General features: G+C 68.4%; 23 protein-coding genes. 11 read left to right on the forward strand and 12 right to left on the reverse strand.

Annotated features, from left to right (window positions below; all coding sequences use genetic code 11):
- Nucleotides 1–447 (reverse strand): SDR family NAD(P)-dependent oxidoreductase (locus tag VFG33_RS30010; protein WP_325056350.1); only part of this gene is annotated, 447 nt, incomplete at its 3' end.
- Between VFG33_RS30010 and VFG33_RS30015 the strand changes: the two genes are divergently transcribed.
- The 4 genes from VFG33_RS30015 (at nt 438) to VFG33_RS30030 (ending at nt 3,665) form a co-directional block, all read left to right on the forward strand.
- Nucleotides 438–1,223: an IclR family transcriptional regulator gene (locus VFG33_RS30015; RefSeq protein WP_325056351.1), complete on the forward strand. Its 786-nt coding sequence runs from the start codon at nt 438–440 to the stop codon at nt 1,221–1,223. The two genes, VFG33_RS30010 and VFG33_RS30015, sit on opposite strands and share 10 nt — an antisense overlap.
- 89 nt (nt 1,224–1,312) lie before the next feature.
- Complete coding sequence (locus tag VFG33_RS30020) at nt 1,313–2,809, forward strand: flavin-containing monooxygenase (RefSeq protein ID WP_325056352.1); 1,497 nt, start codon at nt 1,313–1,315, stop codon at nt 2,807–2,809.
- Between the two features lie 22 nt (nt 2,810–2,831).
- A complete protein-coding gene (locus tag VFG33_RS30025) occupies nt 2,832–3,296 on the forward strand; it encodes a cupin domain-containing protein (protein WP_325056353.1) in 465 nt (154 codons plus the stop codon).
- A 3-nt stretch (nt 3,297–3,299) separates the two neighbouring features.
- Complete coding sequence (locus VFG33_RS30030; protein WP_325056354.1) at nt 3,300–3,665, forward strand: nuclear transport factor 2 family protein; 366 nt, start codon at nt 3,300–3,302, stop codon at nt 3,663–3,665.
- A 20-nt stretch (nt 3,666–3,685) separates the two neighbouring features.
- Here the strand turns inward: VFG33_RS30030 and VFG33_RS30035 are convergent, their stop codons facing one another.
- Both VFG33_RS30035 and VFG33_RS30040 read right to left on the reverse strand, forming a co-directional pair.
- Nucleotides 3,686–5,389, reverse strand: a complete 1,704-nt coding sequence (locus tag VFG33_RS30035) for an MFS transporter (protein ID WP_325056355.1) — start codon at nt 5,387–5,389, stop codon at nt 3,686–3,688.
- Between the two features lie 41 nt (nt 5,390–5,430).
- Complete coding sequence (locus VFG33_RS30040) at nt 5,431–5,862, reverse strand: MarR family winged helix-turn-helix transcriptional regulator (protein ID WP_325056356.1); 432 nt, start codon at nt 5,860–5,862, stop codon at nt 5,431–5,433.
- A 320-nt stretch (nt 5,863–6,182) separates the two neighbouring features.
- On the opposite strand from VFG33_RS30040, the gene VFG33_RS30045 reads away from it, so the two are divergent.
- Nucleotides 6,183–7,601 (forward strand): hypothetical protein, encoded by a 1,419-nt coding sequence (locus tag VFG33_RS30045; RefSeq protein ID WP_325056357.1) that lies wholly within the window; start codon nt 6,183–6,185, stop codon nt 7,599–7,601.
- Between the two features lie 10 nt (nt 7,602–7,611).
- Here the strand turns inward: VFG33_RS30045 and VFG33_RS30050 are convergent, their stop codons facing one another.
- The 3 genes from VFG33_RS30050 to VFG33_RS30060 all read right to left on the reverse strand — a co-directional run bounded on the left by VFG33_RS30050 (nt 7,612) and on the right by VFG33_RS30060 (nt 9,375).
- A complete protein-coding gene (locus VFG33_RS30050; protein ID WP_325056358.1) occupies nt 7,612–7,851 on the reverse strand; it encodes a cysteine hydrolase family protein in 240 nt (79 codons plus the stop codon).
- A 45-nt stretch (nt 7,852–7,896) separates the two neighbouring features.
- Entirely contained in the window at nt 7,897–8,742 is an 846-nt protein-coding gene (locus tag VFG33_RS30055) for an ABC transporter substrate-binding protein (protein WP_325056359.1), read from the reverse strand.
- 108 nt (nt 8,743–8,850) lie between these two features.
- Nucleotides 8,851–9,375, reverse strand: a complete 525-nt coding sequence (locus VFG33_RS30060; protein WP_325056360.1) for a flavodoxin domain-containing protein — start codon at nt 9,373–9,375, stop codon at nt 8,851–8,853.
- 184 nt (nt 9,376–9,559) lie between these two features.
- Between VFG33_RS30060 and VFG33_RS30065 the strand changes: the two genes are divergently transcribed.
- Complete coding sequence (locus VFG33_RS30065) at nt 9,560–10,069, forward strand: PEP/pyruvate-binding domain-containing protein (protein WP_325056361.1); 510 nt, start codon at nt 9,560–9,562, stop codon at nt 10,067–10,069.
- A gap of 12 nt (nt 10,070–10,081) precedes the next feature.
- Here the strand turns inward: VFG33_RS30065 and ppk2 are convergent, their stop codons facing one another.
- Complete coding sequence (ppk2, locus tag VFG33_RS30070) at nt 10,082–10,912, reverse strand: polyphosphate kinase 2 (protein WP_325056362.1); 831 nt, start codon at nt 10,910–10,912, stop codon at nt 10,082–10,084.
- 232 nt (nt 10,913–11,144) lie between these two features.
- Here ppk2 and VFG33_RS30075 point away from each other — a divergent pair, with 232 nt between their 5' ends.
- Complete coding sequence (locus tag VFG33_RS30075) at nt 11,145–13,883, forward strand: bifunctional acetate--CoA ligase family protein/GNAT family N-acetyltransferase (protein ID WP_325056363.1); 2,739 nt, start codon at nt 11,145–11,147, stop codon at nt 13,881–13,883.
- Nucleotides 13,884–13,973: 90 nt separating this feature from the next.
- On the opposite strand, the gene VFG33_RS30080 is transcribed toward VFG33_RS30075, so the two are convergent.
- Nucleotides 13,974–14,387 carry a hypothetical protein gene (locus tag VFG33_RS30080; protein WP_325056364.1) on the reverse strand — a complete coding sequence of 138 codons (414 nt, stop codon included), beginning with the start codon at nt 14,385–14,387 and terminating at the stop codon, nt 13,974–13,976.
- On the reverse strand, nt 14,387–15,490 hold the full coding sequence (locus tag VFG33_RS30085) for an Acg family FMN-binding oxidoreductase (protein ID WP_414672995.1): 1,104 nt from the start codon (nt 15,488–15,490) through the stop codon (nt 14,387–14,389). Before VFG33_RS30085 ends, VFG33_RS30080 begins: the two co-directional genes overlap by 1 nt.
- A gap of 73 nt (nt 15,491–15,563) precedes the next feature.
- Here VFG33_RS30085 and VFG33_RS30090 point away from each other — a divergent pair, with 73 nt between their 5' ends.
- Nucleotides 15,564–16,121, forward strand: coding sequence for a hypothetical protein (locus tag VFG33_RS30090; RefSeq protein WP_325056366.1), 558 nt, complete (start codon nt 15,564–15,566; stop codon nt 16,119–16,121).
- Between the two features lie 38 nt (nt 16,122–16,159).
- Here VFG33_RS30090 and VFG33_RS30095 read toward each other — a convergent pair whose 3' ends face one another.
- Entirely contained in the window at nt 16,160–17,917 is a 1,758-nt protein-coding gene (locus VFG33_RS30095) for a sensor histidine kinase (RefSeq protein WP_325056367.1), read from the reverse strand.
- 43 nt (nt 17,918–17,960) lie between these two features.
- On the reverse strand, nt 17,961–18,404 hold the full coding sequence (locus VFG33_RS30100) for a pyridoxamine 5'-phosphate oxidase family protein (protein WP_325056368.1): 444 nt from the start codon (nt 18,402–18,404) through the stop codon (nt 17,961–17,963).
- Between the two features lie 77 nt (nt 18,405–18,481).
- Here VFG33_RS30100 and VFG33_RS30105 point away from each other — a divergent pair, with 77 nt between their 5' ends.
- The 3 genes from VFG33_RS30105 (at nt 18,482) to VFG33_RS30115 (ending at nt 21,397) form a co-directional block, all read left to right on the forward strand.
- A complete protein-coding gene (locus VFG33_RS30105) occupies nt 18,482–19,138 on the forward strand; it encodes a response regulator (protein ID WP_325056369.1) in 657 nt (218 codons plus the stop codon).
- A gap of 179 nt (nt 19,139–19,317) precedes the next feature.
- A complete protein-coding gene (locus tag VFG33_RS30110) occupies nt 19,318–20,382 on the forward strand; it encodes an alpha/beta fold hydrolase (RefSeq protein WP_325056370.1) in 1,065 nt (354 codons plus the stop codon).
- A gap of 154 nt (nt 20,383–20,536) precedes the next feature.
- Nucleotides 20,537–21,397, forward strand: a complete 861-nt coding sequence (locus VFG33_RS30115; protein WP_325056371.1) for an alpha/beta fold hydrolase — start codon at nt 20,537–20,539, stop codon at nt 21,395–21,397.
- A gap of 3 nt (nt 21,398–21,400) precedes the next feature.
- Here VFG33_RS30115 and VFG33_RS30120 read toward each other — a convergent pair whose 3' ends face one another.
- Nucleotides 21,401–22,261 (reverse strand): alpha/beta fold hydrolase, encoded by an 861-nt coding sequence (locus tag VFG33_RS30120; RefSeq protein ID WP_325056372.1) that lies wholly within the window; start codon nt 22,259–22,261, stop codon nt 21,401–21,403.
- Between the last annotated feature and the right edge of the window lie 43 nt (nt 22,262–22,304).

Consider the following 22,304-nt stretch of genomic DNA (forward strand, 5'->3'; position numbering starts at 1 on the left):
GGCGGTCGAGGTGACCACGATGACGCGGCCGAAGCCGCGCTCGGCCATCGCGGGGAGGGCCAGCCTTGCGAGTCGGAGCGGTCCGAGTAGCAGGAGTTCCATTGCCGCGTGCCACTGGGCGTCGCCGACGTCGAGGATCCGGCCGGGTGGCGGACCACCAGCGTTGAGTACCAGTACGTCGTACTGCGCGGCGCTCAGGTCGGCCGTCGGATCCGCCAGATCCGAGACGAACGCCTCGGCAGACAGCTCCTTGGCTGCCAGTTCGAGGGTCTCGGCGGTCCGGCCGGTGATCGTCACCCGGTGACCGTCGGCGATGAGCGCTTCGGCGGCGGCACGTCCGATGCCGGCGGCGCCACCGCCGACGAGCGCTGTCTTGGCGTTGATGGCGACCTCCCGGCTGCGGCTGTAACGTGTTTCGCCCAGCGTGAGGGGAAGACATGACGCCACCAACGACCAGTCCCGCTGAGCGGGACTCGGGCGCAGGAGGAGGCAGCGGCGGACTCGATCGCGCCGCCGCGATCCTGGACGCCTTCGATGCCACCCATCGCGAGCTGACCCTGGCCGAGTTGGTCCGTCGCAGTGACCTGCCGCGGTCCACGGTGCACAGGACCGCGACGACGATGATCAAGCTCGGCTGGCTCGACAAACCCGGTGAGCGGTACCGGATCGGGAACAAGCTGTTCGAGGTCTCCGGTCTTGCCCCGGTCCGGCACGAACTGCGCGAAGCGGTCCTCCCGTTCCTGCAGGATCTGTACGCCGCCACCCGGACGACGGTGCAACTCGGCGTACTCGACGGCGCGAACGTCCTGGTCGTCGACAAGATCACCGGACACCGGCGAATGCCCATGCTGTCGCAGGTCGGCGGCCGGATTCCCGCCCACTGCTCGGCTCTCGGTCGCGCGATTCTCGCGTTCTCGCCGGCCGAGACCGTGAACGCCGTACTGGCTGCCGGTCTGGAGCCGCGCACGTCGCGGACGACGACCTCGCCGGAGGCGCTCCGCCGGCTGTTGGCCGCGATTCCGGACCAGGGTTGGGCGGCTGAGCGCGAAGAGGGCAACGTCGGCGTGGCCTGCGTCGCAGCGCCCATCTTCGGCCCGCTCAATGTGATCGTCGCGGCTGTGTCGGTCACCGGCCCAGTCGCCGGGGTCCGGGTGAACCGGATGGCTCCGGCGGTCTGTCTGGCCGCCTCCGCTGCCTCGCGGGCGTACTCGCAGCGTCGCTGACCGGTCGGAGTCCCGCTCAGTGGGACCGGCTGTTGTCCGGCTCCCGGCGGAGCCAGCAGGCTGTGAGCCACGACACAGGGAGGTCCAGCGTGAAGATCGCGATCATCGGGGCCGGCGTGGCCGGCCTCACGACGGCGAAGGTGCTGGTGCAGGGCGGCCACGAGGTCGAGATCTTCGACCGGGCGCCCGATGTCGGGGGAGTGTGGAGCCAGACCCGCCGGTACCCCGGACTGACGACGCAGAGCCCGGCGGCGCAGTACTCGTTCTCGGACTTCCCGATGCCCAAGGGATTCCCCGAGTGGCCGACCGGTGCGCAGGTGCAGGAGTACCTCGCGGCGTACGCGACCGCATCAGGGTTGGATCCGTTGCTGCGGTTGTCGACCACGGTCACCAGTGTGGTGAGAGCGGACGACGGCTGGTTGGTGGGCGCCGCAGGGCAGGAGACACGGTACGACCGGGTGGTCGTTGCCAACGGCGTCTTCTGTGAGCCGGCGGTGCCAGAGTTCGAGGGACGGACGGAGTACGCCACCGCTGGTGGGAAGGTGCTGGCGGCAACGGACTTTCACGATGCCGAACAGGCTCGCGGCAAGCGGGTGCTGGTGGTCGGCTACGGCAAGTCTGCCTGCGACGTGACTGTCCCGATCAGTACGGTTGCCGCCAGCACCGATGTGATCGCCCGGCAGCTGCTGTGGAAGGTCCCGCGCAAGGTCGGCGGCGTCCTCAACTTCAAGATGCTCCTGCTGACCAGGATGGGTGAGGCGCTGTTCCGGTATCTGCGGCTGCGAGGAATGGAGAAGTTCCTGCACGGGCCGGGCAACGGGATGCGGCGCTCGATGCTGAACTCCATCGGCTCGGTGTCGGTCCGCCAGTTCAAACTCGAGCAGGCAGGTCTGGTCCCGCAGGGGCAGATGGAGGACATCGTCAAGGGCGCGATCGGGCTCGCTACCGAGGGATTCTTCGAAGGCGTCGCGGACGGCAGCATCGTCGTCCACCGCGACCTGACGATCCGGCGACTCCTGGTGGTCGACGGTCAGCCGAGCGCGGAGCTGGCCAACGGCGCCGTGCTGCCGGCCGACCTGATCGTCTGTGCCACCGGTTTCGTTCAGGGCGTCCCTTTCCTGGAAGAGGACGTGCAGCAGTCGCTGTTCGATGCCCGGGGCAACTTCCTGCTCTACCGGCAGATCCAGCCGATCGACGTACGCGGGCTGTATTTCAACGGCTACAACTCGTCGTTCTTCTCGCCGCTCAACGCCGAGATGGCAGCTTTGTGGATCGCCGCGGACCTGGCCGGCACGCTGGACCTGCCGCCGGTGGAGCAGCGCAGGGAGGCGGTGACGGCGCAGCTCGCGTTCATGGACGTCGCGACCGCCACCCACCATTGCCGGGGCACCAAGATCATCCCGTTCTCCCTGAAGAACATCGACGAAGTACTCGGCGATCTCGACCTGCAGATTCCCAGGGCGACCAGAGCGTCCCACTGGCTCAACCCGGTTTCGCCGGCGGCGTACGGAAAGCTCACGCCGCGGCTGCTCCAGCGACTCGCGGGATCGACCGAGCAGCGCAACCCACTCATCCCATCCGCCTGACCCGCCGTACCGGAGGACGATCATGACTCTTCAGACACCCAGTCAGCACCGAGTGGTCCACCCCGACGACGGTGACAACGTCGGCGCGATCGGACTGGGCATCCATGTCCGGCTGACGGGCGAGGACACCAAGGGCGCGTACTCGCTGTTCGAGTACGTCGTACCGCCGGGGCTCGGCGGACCGCCGACCCACATCCACACCCGCGAGGACGAGCTGTTCATCTGTACGGCAGGCAAGGTCCGGGTCGAGCTGGCCGGTGAGGAACACGTCGTCGAGGCCGGTGCGTCGTTGCTGATGCCGCGCGGGGTGCCGCACATGTTCCACAATCCGTTCGACGAAGTGACGCGGATCGTCGCCGTGGTGTCGCCCGGTGGGCTGGAGAACTACTACCGGGCTCTCAGCGAGTTGCCGCCGGGACCGCGGGACATGGCCAAGATCGGCGCGATCATGACCGAGTTCGGCCTGCAACTGCAGAAGAAAGACTGACGCATGCCGTCTGCGCGCGAGGAGATGGTGCGGACGATGTGCGCCCAGGTGGATTCGGGCGACGCCGGCGGGTTCGCGCGGTGGTTCGCCGCCGACGCGACGTACACGTTCGCCAACGGGCCGACCCTGGTCGGTCGCGACGCGATCGAAGCCGCAACCGCCGGCGCGGCGGCCGCGCTGCCCTGGGTCCGGCACTCGATCGACCAGGTCGCCGAACTCGGTGACCAGCTCTTCTGCCGCTTCACCATCCACACAGAAACACCGACCGGCGCCGCCCTGGCCATGCCCTGCGTCACCGTCATCGAACTCCACGACACCAAGATCATCGACTACCGAGTCCACATGGACATCACCCCAGCAATGCCCTGACCCCATCGGGGCTGCTGCTGTCAGGCCGTCAGGCTGTCGTCTGTCATCTGTTGGGGTGCTTTGCCGGGTTCGAGGAGGACGACCGTGCGGGCTGCGGTGTGGGTCAGCGCGGTAGTGAAGCTGCCGTCGGCGATCTGGGCCACCGAGCCGCGCGGGGAGCGGCCGACTGCGATGACGCGCGCGTCGACTTCGTCGGCGTGCTGGGCGAGGACCCGACCTGCAGCGGCGTGGTCGCCGACGCTGGTGAGTACCTGACCGGTGGCGGCGATGCCGTGCGCGAACAGTCGGTCGAGGTGGTGCAGGACCGCGGAGCGTGCCTGCTCGGCATCCTCGGCGTCGATCGCCGACTCCTCGACGACGGCGGTCTCACGGATGTGGACGACCTCCAGCGGGCTCCCGGTATCACGGGCGAGCATGGCAGCCGAGTCGACGATATCGGCGGCGTCGTCAGTCGCGCTGACCGCGACGATGACAGGGCGGTACTCCGCCGTCGGTGCGTCCCCGACGCGTTGCAGGGTCGGGCGCACCTCTTCGCCTTCGACCATGCCCTTCTCGGCCGCGGCGACCAGTTTGTGGCCGGAGGCAAGAACGGCGATGGCCAGGAGGAAGGCGACGCCGCCGAGGTAGAAGGGGACGCTGAGGTTGGTGGCGTCGGCGAGCTTGCCGGCGACGAACGGGGCGAGGCCGCCGCCGATGAACCGGACGAAGCCGTACGCCGATGAGGCGACCGGACGCTCCACCGGAGAGACGAGCATGACCGCCTGGGTGGTCAGCGTGTTGTTGATGCCGATGAACGCGCCACTGACGATGACCGCGACGATGACCGCCGACGGAGTCTTCACGCCGATCGCGATGACGGCCATCACGATGCCGAGGCAGAACAGGTTGACGTAGAGCACCGGCGCGGTGCCGAACCGCGCCTGCAGCCGCGGGGCGAAGAACACGCTGAAGGCCGCGACCAGCAGGCCCCAGCCGGTGAAGACCAGGCCGAGCTTGTGGGCGTTGAGCTCCATCGGGTACGGCGCGTAACCGAGCATCGTGAAGAAGCCCCAGTTGTAGAGCAGCGCCATGATCCCCATGGTCAGCAGACCGCGGTGCCGCAACGCCTTGAGCGGCGCGGCCAACGAGGTCTTGTGCTCCGGCTTCGGAAGGTCCGGGACGAACGCGATGGTCGCGACGAGGGCGATGAACATCAGCACCGCGACGCCGAAGAACGGCCAGCGCCAGCTGATGCTGCCGAGCTCGCCGCCGAGCAGTGGCCCGACCGCGATGCCGAGACCGAGCGCTGTCTCGTACAGGATGATCGCCCCGGCGAAGCCGCCGCTGGCCGAGGCCACGATGACGGCGAGGCTGGTCGCGATGAACAGGGCATTGCCCAGGCCCCAGCCGGCCCGGAAACCGACAATGCCGCCGATCGTGTTCGAGGTACCGGCGAGCCCGGCGAACACGACGATCAGGATCAGGCCGGCGATCAGCGTGCGCTTGGCGCCGATGCGGCTGGACACCCAGCCGACGGTCAGCATTGCGACCGCGGTCACGACCAGATAGCTGGTGAACAGCAGCGACACCTGGCTCGGCGTGGCGTGCAGGCTGCCGGCCAGCGCGGGCAGGATCGGATCGACGAGCCCGATCCCCATGAACGAGACGACGCAGGCGAAGGCCACGGCCCAGACGGCACGCGGCTGCTTGAACGGACTAGGCGCCGTCCCTTGTGATGCGGACATAGAAAAGTTCTCCTGAGGGTGGTGTTTGTCGATGCGCGGATTCAGTCGGATGCCTTGGCCTCGACGAGCCGGGCAAGCGCGGGTAGTGCGGCGGCGATAGCGGCCCGATCCTGCGGATCGAGCTGGTCGAGCAGGTGCTCCAGGGCGTCGGCGCGCTCCGCACGCCGGCGCTTGAGGAGGTCCAGGCCGGCGTCGGTTGCCTCCACCAGTACGGCGCGGCGGTCGTCGCTGTTCGCCGTCCGGCGCAGGAGGCCTTCGCGTTCCATCCGGGTCACCAACTGCGTCATCCCCGGCTGGGAGACCCGCTGAGCGTTGGCCAGCTCCGTCAGCCCGTGGGGCCCGTCCCGTCCGAGGCGGTTCAGGGCACTCGCGGCAGCCATGCTCAGGTCGCCGGCTGTGGAGATCTCGCGGACGAGCCTGACGAGATCTTCGAGCACCACAGTCAGCGCGGCACCGGAGACAATCAGTTCCATAACCCCATTATGCATAACCCTGTTATGAACACGGCGTGCGGGGTCCGCAAAGAGAGGGAGCTCACAGCCCGGTCGCCCACGACGCGACCAGTTTCCGGCCGGGGTCTCAGGGAGCCGGTGGTGTCCGAACCCGTGACAAATGCCCTTCCTGCGTTGAAGATTGGCTTCACCGATCGGGCCTGCTCGACGCCCTTTTTCGCGACTTGCCGGTCTCTGAATTGGTCATGCGCTGCCAGGGGGCAGGGACTCTTACGACCGCGCGGTGCGCCGGTCTGTGTCAGCAATGCAGCAGGGAGAGATGCGGTAGGGGGAGATGGATCATGTCAGGTACAGACACGTTCGAAGGCAGGTTCCAGATCAGTCGGCGCCAGGCTCTCGTGGCGTTCGGCTTGGCGGGGGTTGCCGGTGTGGATGCGGTCGCGGGCACGCCGCGCGCCTACGCCGAGGATCGCGGGGGTGTGCCGACGATCAGCGGCCGCGTCGTGGCGGTCGGCATTCCCGGGGCCTCCGCGATCGCTCCGGTCGGCACGTTCCTGTCGGGTAGCCCGATCAACAGCAATCCCGTGCTTGCGGCACTCACGCAGCCGGGCCGGGTCTGCGATCCGACCCGCGTCCTGGTGGGAAGCAGGTCGAACTTCGGCGCTCCGAAGGCGAATCCCGACCAGGCTGCGGGTTCGTTCCTTTCCGTCGATCCGGCCGGCGCCGACCTCGCCGTACCGGCCCTGTTCGCGGCCTCGGGAGGGCAGGCGTCCGCGCTGGGCGGGGCCGTCCAGATGTACAGCGCGCAGAGCTCGAACTGGCGCAACGGCTTCTACACACCCGCGGCCGTGACCGCGGACCAGACTGCGGTCGCGAACCCGCTCGGCATGTCGATCAACAACGCCTTCGGCCGGTTCTGGCCGGCCAACGCGCCGTACGGGCTGAACGGCCCCGGCTCCTCGTCGATCGCCGACCCGGACGGACGTCCCCTGAACAACGCGCTCAACCCGAGCACGGGCGGTGTCTACTTCGACGATGTCACCGGCCGTACCCCGACCCAGGTCATTCCCGGCGCGATCTCCAAGGCGGCGGTCGGTACTGCGCTCATCGGCCGATCGCCGGACGGCAGCGGACGTGCCGTGTTCGCGGTCGTCGTGGCCGATGGCAGCGTCGTACAGGAGCACACGGTGAAGGCGCTCGACGGCATCGCACCGCGGCGTACGGTCCAGCCACTTGTCCATCGTTCCTGGGGCCAGGACAGGGGACACCGCGGGCCGGTCCCGCTGCCGCGGCTCGGAGTCGTGATGAGCTACGCGCCCGAGCTCGTCCTGTACGTGAGTCAGCCCTTCGACGATTCGATCAAGGTCATCAAGCTGACGATCGGTGGCCCGCAGGGCAACGAGGTCTTCCTGCTCGGCGGACTGCGCACGATCAGGTCGTCCACCTTGGTTCAACCGCTCGACCTGGCTCCGGTGCGGATCGAGACCACGCATCCCGACCGGGCAAGCAACACGACACTGCAGCCGGGCAGCGACTTCTACGTCTGCAACCGTGGCAACGACACGATTGTCCGGATGCGACAGAACGGCACGATCGTGGGCGTCCGCAGAGTTCGTCTGGGGCGTCACTCGCTCGGTGCCGCGCGGCTGAACGGCATCGCGACCTCGGCCGACGGATCGAGGATCTGGGTGACCTACGTCGGCGCGCTGCCCGGTCACCACGACGACCAAGGAGGCGTCCTCGAGCTCCCCGCCTTCTGAGCTGCCGAGATCAGTCGGCCTGGGGTGGTCGCAGTTCGTTGATCTGAGACGTTGGCAGGACGCGGGCGATGCGCCAGAGGCCGATCCAGCTGTCTGGGAAAACCGATTCGTCGAGTAGTGCGGCATAGGCCCGCGGGTCAGGGTCGGCACAGGCGTCTGCGCAGACGATGACCTCATAGCCGATGTCGTACGCCCATCTGGTGGTGGACATCCCGTGCACTACTGACCAGGTCAGCTTCTTGTTCGACACGCAGATGACCTCACGCTGCTCGATCCCACCTGCCAGCGATAGCGCCTAAGGGTGGTCTGTGGTCAGCGTGTTGATGAAGGCGGCGGCGGCCTCGAAGGTGAGGGGTGGTTCCGGGTTCCAGGGCAGCACGTTGCCGGCTCGTACGGCTGGGTGTTCGGACCACGCTGGGATGGTGGCCAGTTGCTCGTCCCCGAGCGAGTTGGGGCGTTGGTCGTAGAGCAGGATGTCGGCGGGATGGCTGGTGGGAAGGTCGGTCCACTTCACCACTTCCCAACCACCTTTCGCGGTGGTCGGCGTGAAGGGGACGCCTGCCTCGGCCAGGAGACGGAGGCTGGGCCAATAGGCCGGGTTGGCCACGTACGCGTCGGTGGGCGTACCGCCCGACAGCGCCGTCACCTGTACTGCGGGTTGTTCGTTCAGGCGGGCGATCGCCGAGGTCAGTTCTGTCTCGTCGTCCGGTGCATCCGGGGTGGTTCCCAAGGCTTCCGCCAGCTCATGGAAGCGCCCGATGACCGTCTCGAGAGCCGGATCTCCGGCGATGCGAATGAGCAGGATCGGCGCGATGTCGGCGAGTTTTGCCGCGACGGTTTCGGAGACGCCGTACACCTCGCCTGCGTAGCTGACGCCGACCAGGAGGTCAGGCTGCAGCGTCGCGATCAGGTCGTGGTCGACAGCGTCGCCGGAGCCGACGGATGGCACATCGAGGCCCGCCATCGCAGGCTGGGCACCGGCGTCGGCGTGGTGCTGGGAGCCGAAGTAGCCCACGACAGGCACTCCGAGGCGGGCCAGCGTCTGCGCGGCCTGGGCGTAGGCGAGAACCCGGGTCGGTCGATTCGCTACCTCGACGTGGTGTCCAAGATCGTCGTCGAACGACCAGTTGCCGGACGCCATACGGTCCCCCTCTTCTCGCAGAGCCGATCCTCACCTCTGCGTGCCGAATTCACACCCATCATGCCCGGCACCCCTGATCGCCGCCGCGCCACGCCGAGCAGCATGGCCTCAGATCAGGCGGTGCCAGGTGGTGTGTTCGGCGGCGGTGATCGTTGCGGCCAGGTCTTGGGACCAGGCGGTGATTTGTGGCCAGTCGCGGGAGTCGGTGGCGAGGGGGCCCTTGGCCATTTGGCGGGCTAGGAAACCTTTGGCGGTGTCGGGATCGAGGGCGCCTGCGAAGGTCATGGCGGGGGTCGCGCCGATTCGGCGGGCGAGGCGGCGGACGTTGGGTGGCATTGCCTGCGGCTGCTCGCGGTCGGGGCCGACCGGGCCGCTGTGGAAGAGCCAGACCTGGCGGTCGCGGAGTTCGTCGGCGTGTCTGCGGAGGAAGTGGACGGCCTCCGGGCGCCACCGTCTGATGTAGATCGCGCTGCCGACGATGACTGCGTCGTACTCCGTGATCGAGTCGACCGCGGTCACATTCCGTACCTCGACCTGGTGGCCGTGCTGGCGGAGCTCGGTGCCGATTTCCTCGGCGATGCCCGCCGTCGACCCCATCTTGGTGGCGTAGGCCACCAGAACCTTTCTGGACATCAGTTTTCTCCTCCGCCGGTGAACGTTCTCTCCTTTGAGCTTCGGCTGCTGACAGCCGCTGAGGCAGGGCAGTCGGTCAGTAGGTAGAGGGGCCTCTGCCGGTCGAGCGAGGACCTTCGGCACTGATCAGCGGTTGCCGGCGGCGCTGGAATGGGGGTGTTGAAAGATGTGGAGGAGGAGCACCATGATTGACACTCCGTTCGTACTCCGGGCCGATGAGCAGCCCGGCTTCGTGACGACTGAGGCCGCCTACCGGGAGTTCGTCCGAGCTGCCCGGCTCAGGCCGCTGGTCGCGACCCAACTCCGGCGCCTCCGCGAAGGTGCCGATCTGGTGGCTGTAGGCGCACAGATCCGCAACGCGTACTTCGATGCCGAGGTACCCGCCGGCGTGGCTGCCGCGTTCGAGGAGGCCTGTGCGCGTTTCGGCGGACCCGACGTCGAGTTGGTCGTCTCGGACGACCGTCTCGACGACTTCCTCACCGGCCCGCACGAGATCTTCGTGGGGGTGAAGGGGCGGCGCGCCCTGCTGGCAGCCGTGAAACGCTGCTGGGGTTCGCTGTTCAGCGACCGCGCCATCATCCATCGGGAGGTTCGCGACATCGATCATCTGTTCGTCGACCTCGCCGTGCGGATCGAGCCGATGGACACCTTGTCCAAGGGGCGATCCAGCGACGCCGAGCTTCAGAACGCCTAGGCTGTCCGTCGCTCAGGGCCGCCGGACCTTCGAGGCATGGTCCGGGACCGGGGTCTGCATCTCCCGCGGTGTCCGTTCGTATCCCTTGGACGGCGGCCGCGGGGGTAGCTCCAGCGGCGGGCGCTGCACCTCGTAGTACGGGATGGTCGAGAGCAGGTGCGCGATCATGTTGATCCGCGCGGACCGCTTGTCCTCGCTCTCGACCACGTACCACGGCGCCTCCGGTATGTCGGTGTGGACGAACATCTCGTCCTTGGCGCGGGAGTAGTCCTCCCAACGGGAGATCGACTCGAGGTCCATCGGAGACAGCTTCCAGCGGCGCATCGGATCCTCGAGGCGGCTGCGGAAGCGGTTCTCCTGCTCGCTGTCGCTGACGGAGAACCAGTATTTGCGCAGCAGGACGCCGTCCTCGACCAGGAGTCGCTCGAAGATCGGGCACTGATGCAGGAAGCGCGTGTACTCCTGGTTGGTGCAGAAGCCCATCACGCGCTCGACGCCGGCCCGGTTGTACCAGCTGCGGTCGAACAGGACGAGTTCGCCGGCCGCGGGCAGATGCTCGATGTAGCGCTGGAAGTACCACTCGGTGCGCTGCCGTTCGGTCGGCGCCGGCAGCGCGGCGATCCGGGCGACGCGGGCATTGAGGTACTGCGTCACCCGCTTGATCGTGCTGCCCTTGCCCGCCGCGTCCCGGCCCTCGAAGACCACGACCACCCGGGCGCCCTCCACCCGGACCCACTCCTGCAGCTTGACGAGTTCAGCCTGCAAGCGCAGTAGTTCCTGCTCGTAGGCCTTCTTCGGCAGCCGTCCCGAGCCCTTGCGCTTCTTGCCTTCGCCGTGCGCCATTCGCTGGTCTCCTCTGCCCCGGCCCCCTACCTAGCGACCATACGAGACGCAGACGACGGTGAGGAGATGACAGACCGCGTCGTCCGTGCCCCGGGCCTTGTCGAGCGGGCTGTCGCGGCAGACAGGGTCCAAGGTCCGCAGTGATCGAGTTCCTCCGGCCCTGCTCCGGCGGGCCTCGACGAGGTGGAGTGGAGAGATCAGACGAATCCGTGCTGCGAGGAGGACGACAGAGATGACAACGATCCGGTCAGTAGCTGGTGGCGCACCTGCCAGGCCCGAGGTCCCCGCCCATTCTGCGGCCGGGTGGGACGTCCTTGCGGCCGACGGCTCGGTCGTCCATGTCCGGCCAGTACGGGCTGACGACGAATCCGCCTTGCGTGACATCAACCATCGTGCGTCGGACCGGACGATCTATCTGCGGTTCTTCAGCATCAGTCGCACGGCCGCGGATGAGCACAGCCACTATCTGGCCGGGGCCGCACCGGAACACGGTCATGTGGCCCTGGTCGCCGAGGTGGATGGCGTGGTGGCCGGTGTGGCGAGCTATGAGCCGATGAGCGCGGACGAGGCCGAGATGGCCTTCCTGGTCGATGACGCCGTGCATGGTCGCGGGGTCGGGACGTTGCTGCTCGAGCAGTTGGCCGCTGTCGCGCGCGAGCGAGGCATCCGGCGGCTGCTGGCCGACACCCTCGCCGAGAACGGGCCGATGCTCCGGGTCTTCCTGAACTCGGGGTTCGAGGAGGTGCACCAGCTGGACAGCGGACTGGTCGAGCTTTCCCTGGACACCGCGTACTCCCCGAACACCCTGGACCGGATGGCTGAGCGGGAGCGATCGGCCGAGGAGCGATCGCTGAAGCCGCTGCTGTCGCCGCGCAGCGTGGCTGTGATCGGCGCAGGTCGCCGGCCCGGTGGGATCGGGCACGAGGTGCTGATGAATCTCGCCTCCGGCGGGTTCGACGGGCAGCTGTACGCCGTGAACCCGCGGGCGAGCAAGATCGGCGAAATCCCCGCCTACCCGTCGATCGCGGACGTCCCGGGGCTGGTCGACCTGGCGATGATCGCCGTCCCTGCCGCCGGCGTCGTGGAGGTACTTCGGAGTTGCGGCCTGGCCGGTGTCAAAGGAGCGGTCATTCTCAGCTCTGGTTTCTCTGAACTCGGGGCGGACTGTCTCCAGGCCCAGCGAGAGCTGCTCGAGGTCGCCCGTCGGCACAGCATCCGACTGATCGGACCGAACTGCCTCGGAATCGTCAACACCGCACCCGAGGTCCGTCTGAACGCCACCTTCGCCACCGTCGAACCGCCGGCCGGCTCGCTGGCGCTGGCCGCGCAGTCCGGTGCGGTCGGTATCGCGGTCCTCGACCAGGCCGGCCGGGCCGGGCTCGGGATCTCGGAGTTCGTCTCGCTGGGCAACAAAGTAGATGTCAGCGGCAACGACCTTCTCCTGCACTGGTGGAACGATCCCCGGACCGATGTGATCGGTCTGTACCTGGAGTCGTTCGGCAATCCGCGCAAGTTCGGCCGGCTCGCCCGGCTGGTCGGCCGGAAGAAGCCGGTACTGGTGGTCAAGGGCGGCCGGTCGACCGGCGGACGCCGGGCCGGTGCGTCGCACACAGCGGCGGCGGCGACGCCGGACACCGCGGTCGACGCTCTGTTCGCCCAGTCCGGCGTACTGCGGATGGAGACGCTGGAGGAACTCGTGGACACCGCCCGGGTCCTCTCCGGCCGCCCACTGCCGCGAGGCCGGCGGCTCGCGATCATCGGCAACGCCGGCGGCGCCGGAGTACTGGCTGCTGACGCAGCGGGTGCCGCGGATCTCGACGTACCGGAGTTCAGCGCCGCCACGACGAGCGAGCTGATCGAGGGGACTGGTGCCGTCGGCGCCGGGAACCCGGTGGACCTTGGCGCGGCCGCGACTCCGCAAACGATGGAGCGCGCGATCAGGATCGTTCTGGCCAGCGGCGAGGCGGATGCCGTCATCGTCACCTACGCGGCGACCCGGGCGGGCGATGTCGAGGAGACGTACGCCGCGATCGCCCGGGCGGCGGCCGGAGCGACTGTGCCGGTCCTCGTCAACTGTCTTGGAGCACCCGAGGCCGCACCACAGGTGACGCTGGAAGACGGATCCAGCCTGCCCGTCTACGGGTTCCCCGAGACCGCAGTTCGCGCCCTCGGCCATGCGGTCCGGTACGCCGCCTGGCGGGCTCGTCCCCAGGGCGTCCTACCGGAAGTGACGGGCGTCGACAAGGACGGTGCGCGGGCGATCGTCCGGCACTATCTGACCGGTCATCGCCAAGGCGGCTGGCTCGATCCGAACCATGCCGAGCAGTTGATGGTGTGTGCTGGGATCCCAGTGGTCGCTGCGCTCACGGCCGCGACCCGGGAAGCGACGCTGGACGCGGCGGATCGGGTCGGCTATCCGGTCGTGCTGAAGACGGCGGCGACCGGCCTCGTGCACAAGACCGACGTGGGTGGGGTCCGGCTCGGGCTGCAGAGTGCGGTCGAGCTGGAACAGGCCTACGCCGAGCTGACGGCAGCCGTCGGCGATCCACGCGTGGTGGTGCAGGCGATGGCCCAGGCAGGAGTCGAACTCGTCGCCGGGCTGGTGCGCGACTCGTTGTTCGGTCCGGTACTGATGATCGGCAGCGGCGGTGTGCTCACCGACCTGATGGCGGATCGGCACTGGCGGGGACTCCCGCTCACCGACCTGGACGCCACCGAGATGCTGCGATCGTTGCGTTGCGCCCCCTTACTGGCCGGCTACCGTGGTGCCGCAGCCGCCGACGAGAGCGCAGTCCTGGATGTGCTCTACCGGATCGCCTGGCTCGCTGAAGCGGTGCCGGAGATCGCCGAGCTCGACATCAACCCGCTGACGGCGGCTCCCGCCGGAGCGTCCGCGGTCGATGTGAAGGTCCACCTGACGCCGGCCGCTCCAGAGCAGGACTGGCACTCACGACACCTCCGCTGCGGATGAACGCGACCACTTGGCTGAAGGCGGGCAACGTGCGCAGCTCGGACAGGACACCAACCTCGTCCTGCCCGAGCTGCGGCGCTTCGTGGGGGATCACCGGGAGCTGAGGAGCTCCTGACCGAAGCGCCGCAGTACCGTGCCAAGAGCCCGTAGGGCGGCCAGGTTCTCGACTGCCTGGAGTTGGAGTTGTGCGGTCTGGCCGACTCGGACCAGCTCGAACCGCAGCTCCTCCAGTCGGTCGACGTGCCGGACTAGCTCGTCGATGATGATCGTGCTGTAGGCAGTCAGTACCGCCGCCTTGCTGTCCGGAAGCGCATGTAGGACCAGCGCCCGGTCCGCCGCGATCTTCGGCAGGATTCGTTGCCGGTAGGTCGCGGCCGTCCGCTGGAGAGTGAAGAGCAGCTTCTCCGGCTCGGTCCAGCCCTCGGCGGTGCACTCGTCCTCGAGTGCGGCGAGATCCTTCTCCCAGCGAGCGATCTCGGCTTGCAGGTTCTTGACCTCGCTCATCAGGACTCCTCTGCGCCGGTGTGGACGAAGGTGGAGACGGGGCGCCTCGACGTGATGCCCTGCACCGTGCTGTGGCCGAACCGGATCACCATCTGCGCGAAGCCGGGCTTCCCGGTGATGCGCTGGACGGTACGGCGCAGGTCGTCGTACTCCAGTGGCTGGTTCAGGAAGGCGGCCTTCAGGCCGTCCCTGGTGGCGATCAGCAGAGTGCGCTGGAGCGCCAGTCCCGCGGCGAGCTGGTCGGCCAACGAGTCGCCGGCCGTCGACAGCACCGCCAGGGCGGGCACGGGTTCGAAGGTCGCCGTCGCGCGGGTCTGGTCGGCCGGCCTCGTGCCGAGGTCGCGAACGGGTGCCGGGTAGGCGGCCGACCGCGGTCCCAGCACCGAGCTGGGGACGCCGTCGGTGGCTCGATCTCCACCGACCCAGTGGGCGCGTTCGGCGCGGCGGTGCCAGTCGCCGATCTCGCGCAGGTCGGTGTCGATCAGCAGGCCGAGTACCTCGTGGACCTTGTCGGCCGGCAGCCAGGTGAGCTCCGCGCCTTCGGCCAGAGCGGCCCGGGTCAGTGCGATCCGCGCGTCAGTCGACACGGGGACCGGCCGGACCGGCTCCCTGCTCGTGTGCCGGCGGGGGATCTGCCGGGAGAGGTCCTTGAGCACCCGGTCGGGACTGGCGGTCGGTTCGACGACGATGCGGGCGACCAGGTCGGGTTCTGCCGGGTTCGGCGTCAGGCCGAACCAGCTGCCGTATCCCATCGAGGCTGCCGCGCAGCGCAGGTTGAACGTCGCGGCGCCCGCGGCGATGCGCATCGCCCGGCCGGTCGGGTCCTCGGCGGGCAGCGCGCGAGAGCCGTCCAGGAAGACGTCGATCACGGTGCCGTTCACCTCGAACCGCCAAGGCTGCGTGTTGTGCATGCTCGGCGCGGCGACCGCGGCGCTGAGCAGTACGTCGATCTGTTCCATGGACAACTGGTCTGCGGACATGAGGGGCCTCCTCGACCTGCTCGGGCGGCAACCACTGCCGCACTCCCAGCGTCGGCCCGGGCCACACCGCCGCGCTGCAGGCATGGGTCCCGGCCGGTCAGGCCCTTCGGCACCAGCCGTCATGACCACGTGCTCTGCCGGGCCGTCGGCCGGAGCGCCACGATCGAGGTGTCCCTACGAATCGAAAGGAACGACCATGACCACCACCTCGCATCGGCAGCACGTCCCGGCACCTGAGATCAGGGAGCCCGTACCGACCCGGAGTACCCGGGTGGCGGCTGGGCGGGCACTCGCCGTCCTCCGGATCGCGTTCGGCCTCACGTTCCTGTGGGCCTTTGTGGACAAGGTGTTCGGCCTCGGCTACGTCACCCCGGCCGGCAAGGGCTGGATCGACGGCGGCGACCCGACCGCCGGATTCCTGGGCAAGGGCACCAGCGGCCCGTTCACGGACTTCTACCAGTCCCTGGTCGGCGACTTCTGGGTCACCCCGCTGTTCATGATCGCCCTGGCCGGCATCGGGATCGCGCTCACCCTCGGCATCGGGATGCGGATCGCCGCCGTCTCAGGCACGATCCTCTACCTGCTGATGTGGAGCGCCGCGCTGCCGCCCGAGACCAACCCGGTCCTGGACGACCACATCGTCGGCGCCATCACGCTGGTCGTCCTCGCTCTTGTTGCCGCCGGCAACGTCTGGGGACTCGGCAAGCAGTGGTCGCGGCTGCCGATCGTCGAGCGCTACCCCTGGCTGCGGTGAGCCGGATGACCTGGTCGCCGCCGTCCTGCGATGCCTGATCAGCTGGGGTCGGCGTTGAGGGGCGCCCGTAACTCCAGCACGGTGCCGTGCGGCTGATTGGACTCCAGCCGTACGGCACCACCCAGTGCGGCGGCCCGCTCTTCCAGGTTTCGCAGACCGCTGCGCCGGTCGGACGATGAGCCGAGGCCGATCCCGTCGTCGGAGATCCGGGCGGTGACGTCCACGCCGGTCACGGTGATCTCGACCTTGACGGTACCGGCCTGGGCGTGCCGGACCACGTTCGAGAGGGACTCGCGGACCGCGGCGATGATCTGCGGCCGCACCGACACGGGGACCACACTGTCGATCGGCCCGGTGATGATCAGCTCGGGCCGGAAGCCCAACGGCCCGGCGTACTCGCCGACGAGCGTCTGGAGGTCGGACCGCAGCGACGGCTTGCCGGGCCGGCTCTGGAGTTCGAAGATCGCCCCGCGCAGATCGCGGATGGTGGCATCGATGTCCTCGACCGCCTGAGTGATCCGTTCCTGGACCTCCGGGCGGACCATCCGGTGCATGCCCTGCAGTTGGAGGCCGGTGGCGAACAGCCGCTGGATGACCAGGTCGTGCAGGTCCCGGGCGATCCGGTCACGGTCCTCCAGGACCGCGAGCACCGAGCGGCTCTGTTGGGCCTGGGCCCGGTCGAGAGCCAACGTGGCCTGATTGGCGAACATCCGGACGAGATCCGTTCCCACCGTCACCCCGAGGACCGATCCGCGCTCGGCGGCGACCATCAGGACTCCACCGGGACTTCCGGCGCCGGCCGGCAGCGGCGCGAAGATGGCCCGGCCGAGGTCGCCCAGTTCGGGGAAGTCCGCGAGCTGCCCGGTCTCCTTGGCGAGCGTGGACAGATCCTCGACCACCACCTGCTCGTCCCCACTCAGCACATCACTCAGCGCCGGCCGGTCGGCCGGTATCCGCCGGCCGAGATAGCTCTCGAAGGAGGACGGCCCGTCGACGGCCTGGATCACCAGGTCGCCGTCGTCGTACAGCAGAACCGCTCCGAGTACGGAGTCTGAGACCTCACGTGCCCGGGAGGCGATCAGCTGCAGGATCTGCTGGGAGTCGAAGTCGCCGAGCATCAGCTGGGTGATCTCGGCCGTGATCTCGTGCCAGCGGCGGCGGCGCTCGGTGTCGGCGTACAGGCGGGCGTTGTCGATCACGACGCCGGCCGCGGCCGCGAGGGCGCTCACGGCCCGTTCGTCGTCCTCGGTGAAGTCGGCGTCCTCGGCCTTCTCGGTCAGGTAGAGGTTGCCGAAGGCATGCTCCCGGGTCCGGATCGGGACGCCGAGGAAGCTGCGCATCGGCGGGTGGTTGGCCGGGAAGCCGAACGAGCGCGGGTGCTCGGCCAGGTCGGTGAGCCGCAACGGGGTGGGGTGGTCGATCAGCAGGCCGAGGATGCCGTGGCCTTCGGGATAGGGGCCGATCGCGGCGATCTCCTCATCGGTCACACCGTGGGTGATGAAGCGGACGAGGCGATTGCCGTCCGGACCGACCACTCCCAGCGCGCCGTACCGGGCGCCTGCCAGCTCACAGGCGGCGGTGACGATCCGGTCGAGGGTGCTGTTGAGGTCCAGGTCCGCGCCGATGCCGACCACGGCGTCGAGCAGGGCGCGGAGGCGCTCCTGCGAGTCCATGATGTCGTCGACGCGACCGAGCAACTCCTGCAACAGTGCGTCCAGCCGGACCCGGGACAGACCTGCGAACTCGAGGGCGCCTTCGTCCCAGGTATTGCGATGCTCGCTGTCTTTCCCACCCATGCCGCCCACCGTACGGAACGACCGGCGGGTTGGATACCCAGCGCTACCGGGCCTGCCGCTCGCCCCAGGCGAGGAGGCGGCGGCCCTCGAGTACCTCGATGGCCAGCCGGATGAGATGACGGTCCCGGTTGGGGGCCCACGGCCGAACCGGCAGGGTGGTCAGGAGGAGCGCGGCGTCGTCCGGATCGATGATCGCCAGGTGACCCGCCGCGGTCACGGTCCAGCCGAGGTGTCGCTCGGGGTCGACGTCGTCGACCTCGAAGGCGACCACATCCCCGCGCTCCGCGGCGCGGTACTTGTCACCGTCCGCGGTGGCGAAGATGACGGTCCGATCGTCGACGACGAAGTTCACCAGCCGTACGGCGGGAAGACCTCCCTGGGTGAAGACCAGTCGGCCGAGCGGCATCGAAGACAGCAGTTTCAGGCACTCCTGCTCCTCCAGGATCTGCAGACCGGAGTGGTCGAAGTGGCGCGGCGGGGTACTCATCGCGACCCCCTTCGGAGGTGGTGGCGGTCTAGTGTGAGCCGCGGGAGTACCGACTGCGAGAGCGGGAGTGGCGCGACATGACGATCAAGGTGTTCCTGCTCGACGACCACGAGGTGGTCCGCCTCGGCCTGCGGCAGTTGCTGGAGGGCGAGGACGACATCGAGGTGATCGGCGAGGCTGGAACGGCGGCGCAGGCGATCGCGCGGGTTCCGGCGCTGCGACCCGATGTCGCGGTACTGGACGTGCGGCTGCCTGACGGAGACGGTATTTCGGTCTGCCGCGAGCTTCGGTCGGCGATGGACGACCCGCCTGCCTGTCTGATGCTGACCTCGTACTCCGACGACGAGGCGCTCTTCACCGCGATCATGGCCGGTGCGTCCGGTTACCTGCTCAAGCAGGTGAGCGGAACCGATCTGGTCGGCGCGGTCCGCCGGCTGGCGGCGGGGGAGTCGTTGCTGGACCCGGCGATGACGAGGGCGGTCCTGGAGCGCTTGCGGCACCCGGCCGAGGAGGATGACGACCCGCGGTACAAGTCGCTGACCGAGCAGGAGCGCAAGCTTCTCGACCTGATCGCCGAGGGCAAGACGAACCGGCAGATCGCGCAGGACATGTTCCTGGCGGAGAAGACGGTGAAGAACTACGTCTCCGGCCTGCTCCGTAAACTCGGGATGGAACGCCGGACCGAGGCGGCCGTCTACGCGGTCGAGCGCACCAAGCGCCAACCACCGAAGTGATCGTCGTGCCGAACTCATCCCCATCGCCTCCGGTCCCCTTACCCACTGGAACCATCCAAGCCGCCTGCAGACGACAGGATCAGTGCCAGAGGCCCTCGATCCGCGGGACCGATGGCCCGGGTCGGCGTTCCGGCCGCTTCGGCCCGGCGCGAGAGTCGTAACCTCGCTACGATCGGCAGGTGAGGCAGAGGGTCGGGTACTGCGTGGCGCCGGATGCGGTGAAACTGGCGTACGCGGTCCACGGTGACGGCCCGCCGATCGTTAGGGTGGCGACCTGGATGACCCACCTGGAGTTCGACTGGGAGAGTCCGGTGTGGCGCCACTGGCTCGATGCCCTCGGGGACGGTCACACCCTCGTCCGGTACGACGAGCGCGGCTGCGGGCTCTCGGATCGCGACGTCGACGACATCTCGCTCGATGCCTGGGTGGCCGACCTCGAAACCGTGGTCGACGCCGCGGGCCTCGACCGGTTCGCGTTGCTCGGCGTCTCGACCGGTACGGCGGTCGCGGTCGCGTATGCGGCCCGTCATCCCGAGCGGCTCACGCATCTCGTTCTCTACGGGGGCTACGCGCGCGGCCGGACCCTCCGAGGTGCGGGCGAGCGCCGGCTGCAAGAGGCGCTGGTCGCGGCGATCTCCGCCGGCTGGACCGATCCCGATCCCACATTCCGCCATCTGTTCAGCATGCTGTTCCTTCCGGCCGGTACGGCCGAGCAGATGGGTTGGTACGACGACATGCAGCGACAATCCACGTCGGCCGCGACAGCGGTCCGCATCTACAACGCGCGTGGCCGACTCAATCTGGTCGACCTCGCGGCACAGGTGCGGACGAGGACGCTGGTCGTGCACACGGCGGGAGACCGGGTTGTTCCGGTCGATGAGGGTCGGCTGCTTGCCACCCTGCTACCCGAGGCGCGGCTGGTCGTTCTGGAGTCGGCGAACCACATCCTGCTGTCGGATGAACCCGCGTGGACGAGCTTTGTCTCGGAGCTTCGTGGCTTCCTGGGGACAGAGCGGGCAACTGCCCGGCTGGGCGTCGGAGTCGACGAGCTCAGCCGACGGGAGCTGGAGGTCCTCGAGCTCGTCGCGGCGGGGCTGACCAATGAAGCGATTGCGGAGCGGCTGAGCCTCAGCGTCCGCACTGTCGAGCGTCATCTGACGAACACGTACATCAAGCTGCGCGTCTCCGGCAAAGCGGGACGCGCGGCCGCGGCGGCCAGGTTCTCCGAGGCGCGGCGTCCCTGATCTGGCCGGTCGCCACTACGTGTAGACCGCCAGTTCACCTCCCTGGCATTGCGTGCTGGCTCCGATGCCGGCGACGCCTGCGGCTGCCTACCTTCAGAACAAGCGCCCGGGGTTTCGGGCAGTTCTAGGGAGGCATTCGATGGAGCACATGGTCATGTCTGACACGGCCTCGGCGGTTCTCGCCGAGCCGACAGCGACGTACGACATCCAGGGCGGGGGAGACGTCCGACTGCACGCCCGGGAGTGGGGAAACCGGCAGGGGCGTCCGATTCTCTTCATTCACGGCTGGTCGGCCAGTCACCTGTGCTGGGCCCGGCAGGTGCAGGGCCGGCTCGCCCAGGAGTTTCGTCTTGTGGCGTTCGACAACCGGGGCCACGGCATGTCTGAGAAGCCGTTGGGCGCCGAGAGCTATCGCGACCCGCAACTGTGGGCCGACGACCTCGCCGCGGTCATCGACCAGTTGGGCCTGGACCGACCGGTGCTGGTCGCCTGGTCGTACGGCGGCTTCATCGTCTCTGACTACATCCGGGCGTACGGCGAGGACCGGATCGGTGGCATCAACCTGGTCGGGGCCGCCGTGGTGCTGAAGCCCCCCACCTTCGATCACATCGGCCCCGGTTTCCTCGAGAACGCACCGGACGCCAGCCTGCCTGACCTGGCGACGAACATCGCCGCCATCCGACGCTTCCTCGGCGTCTGCACCGCCGAGCCACTCGCGCCGGACGACTGGAGCGCGGCCCTGGGGTGGAACATGGTCGTTCCTCCTGAGGTCAGGGGAGCGCTGATCTCACGCGAGATCAACGGCGACGACGTGCTGGCCAGGCTGTCCGTGCCCGTGCTGGTGACCCACGGACGGTCCGACACGATCGTGTTGCCCTCGATGGCCGAGCACACCCTCAACGTCTGCAAGACCGCCAGACCCTCCTGGTACGAAGGCGTCGGTCACGTTCCCTTCGCCGAGGACCAGGCTCGCTTCGATCATGAGCTCACTGAGTTCTTGGACGGGGTTGCCTAGTCGCTAGGCGGCGTGCTTGGTCAGCCATGGCAGTACGGCGTTGGCGAGTTGCTCGGCATCCTCGATGTGGGCAAAGTGGCTGGCGCCTTCGAGGAGTACGTAGTCGGCGCCGGGAATGGTGTCGACCAGCGCATGGGCCCATTCGACGGGCACCGGGTCCAGCTCGGAATGAACCAGCAGCGTGGGGCACTGGATGCCGGCGAACGTACGCAGGGGATCGAGCGCGCCGAGGGACCCGATCATGCGTTCGGGTGCGGCTTGCACGTTGCCCGCGGTGTTCTCGGTGAACCCGAGGGTGACGGTCTCGATGGTGGCACGGTCGCGGAAGAACGGGACGAAGGTGTTGAGCTGGTGGCGCTCCAGGGTTTCCGGGTCTCGCGCCTGGAACAGCGGCGACTCCTCGATGGTCTTCCTGGTCGCGTTGTCGGCGGGGGTCCGGCGGGAGGCCATCTCCTGCTGGAACGCCTGGAACAACTCGGGGATGAGCGGCGGGGCCGCGTTGAGCAGGACGACCGACGATGTGGACTCAGGACGGGTGCCGGCGTACAGGGCGGCGAGGATCGCGCCGGCGGAATGGCCGACCAGGTTCACGCGGTCGATGCCGAGCCCCGCGCGAAGTCCGTCAAGGTCATCGATCGCTCCGGCGAAGGAGACTCTCTTCTCCTCGCCCAGCGCGGTTCCGCCGCTGCCGCGCTGGTCGTAGTAGACCAGCTGGAACGTGTCGGCCCAGCGGTCCAGGTCGCGCATGTACGCAGTACCGAGACCAATCGCTCCGTGTACCACGATCAGTGGAGTGCCTTCGCCGACCACGGAGCACGCGACCTGGATGTCTCCGACGGTGATGGATGCGGCTGTCGCCTTCATGACTGCCTCCTTCAGGGGTTGATGAGAGGAGGCTGCGCCCGTG

The sequence above is a fragment of the Kribbella sp. genome (assembly GCF_035687465.1).
Lineage (GTDB): Bacteria > Actinomycetota > Actinomycetes > Propionibacteriales > Kribbellaceae > Kribbella.

Bases quoted from the DNA above. Each gene is read 5' to 3' on its own strand.
- VFG33_RS30100 (WP_325056368.1), bottom strand. From the start codon at position 18,404: ATGAGTACCCCGCCGCGCCACTTCGACCACTCCGGTCTGCAGATCCTG.
- VFG33_RS30120 (WP_325056372.1), bottom strand. From the start codon at position 22,261: ATGAAGGCGACAGCCGCATCCATCACCGTCGGAGACATCCAGGTCGCG.
- VFG33_RS30080 (WP_325056364.1), bottom strand. From the start codon at position 14,387: ATGAGCGAGGTCAAGAACCTGCAAGCCGAGATCGCTCGCTGGGAGAAG.
- VFG33_RS30040 (WP_325056356.1), bottom strand. From the start codon at position 5,862: ATGGAACTGATTGTCTCCGGTGCCGCGCTGACTGTGGTGCTCGAAGAT.
- VFG33_RS30035 (WP_325056355.1), bottom strand. From the start codon at position 5,389: ATGTCCGCATCACAAGGGACGGCGCCTAGTCCGTTCAAGCAGCCGCGT.
- VFG33_RS30075 (WP_325056363.1), top strand. From the start codon at position 11,145: ATGACAACGATCCGGTCAGTAGCTGGTGGCGCACCTGCCAGGCCCGAG.
- VFG33_RS30055 (WP_325056359.1), bottom strand. From the start codon at position 8,742: ATGGCGTCCGGCAACTGGTCGTTCGACGACGATCTTGGACACCACGTC.
- VFG33_RS30045 (WP_325056357.1), top strand. From the start codon at position 6,183: ATGTCAGGTACAGACACGTTCGAAGGCAGGTTCCAGATCAGTCGGCGC.
- ppk2 (WP_325056362.1), bottom strand. From the start codon at position 10,912: ATGGCGCACGGCGAAGGCAAGAAGCGCAAGGGCTCGGGACGGCTGCCG.
- VFG33_RS30060 (WP_325056360.1), bottom strand. From the start codon at position 9,375: ATGTCCAGAAAGGTTCTGGTGGCCTACGCCACCAAGATGGGGTCGACG.
- VFG33_RS30095 (WP_325056367.1), bottom strand. From the start codon at position 17,917: ATGGGTGGGAAAGACAGCGAGCATCGCAATACCTGGGACGAAGGCGCC.
- VFG33_RS30015 (WP_325056351.1), top strand. From the start codon at position 438: ATGACGCCACCAACGACCAGTCCCGCTGAGCGGGACTCGGGCGCAGGA.
- VFG33_RS30105 (WP_325056369.1), top strand. From the start codon at position 18,482: ATGACGATCAAGGTGTTCCTGCTCGACGACCACGAGGTGGTCCGCCTC.
- VFG33_RS30030 (WP_325056354.1), top strand. From the start codon at position 3,300: ATGCCGTCTGCGCGCGAGGAGATGGTGCGGACGATGTGCGCCCAGGTG.
- VFG33_RS30065 (WP_325056361.1), top strand. From the start codon at position 9,560: ATGATTGACACTCCGTTCGTACTCCGGGCCGATGAGCAGCCCGGCTTC.
- VFG33_RS30115 (WP_325056371.1), top strand. From the start codon at position 20,537: ATGTCTGACACGGCCTCGGCGGTTCTCGCCGAGCCGACAGCGACGTAC.
- VFG33_RS30090 (WP_325056366.1), top strand. From the start codon at position 15,564: ATGACCACCACCTCGCATCGGCAGCACGTCCCGGCACCTGAGATCAGG.
- VFG33_RS30085 (WP_414672995.1), bottom strand. From the start codon at position 15,490: ATGACGGCTGGTGCCGAAGGGCCTGACCGGCCGGGACCCATGCCTGCA.
- VFG33_RS30025 (WP_325056353.1), top strand. From the start codon at position 2,832: ATGACTCTTCAGACACCCAGTCAGCACCGAGTGGTCCACCCCGACGAC.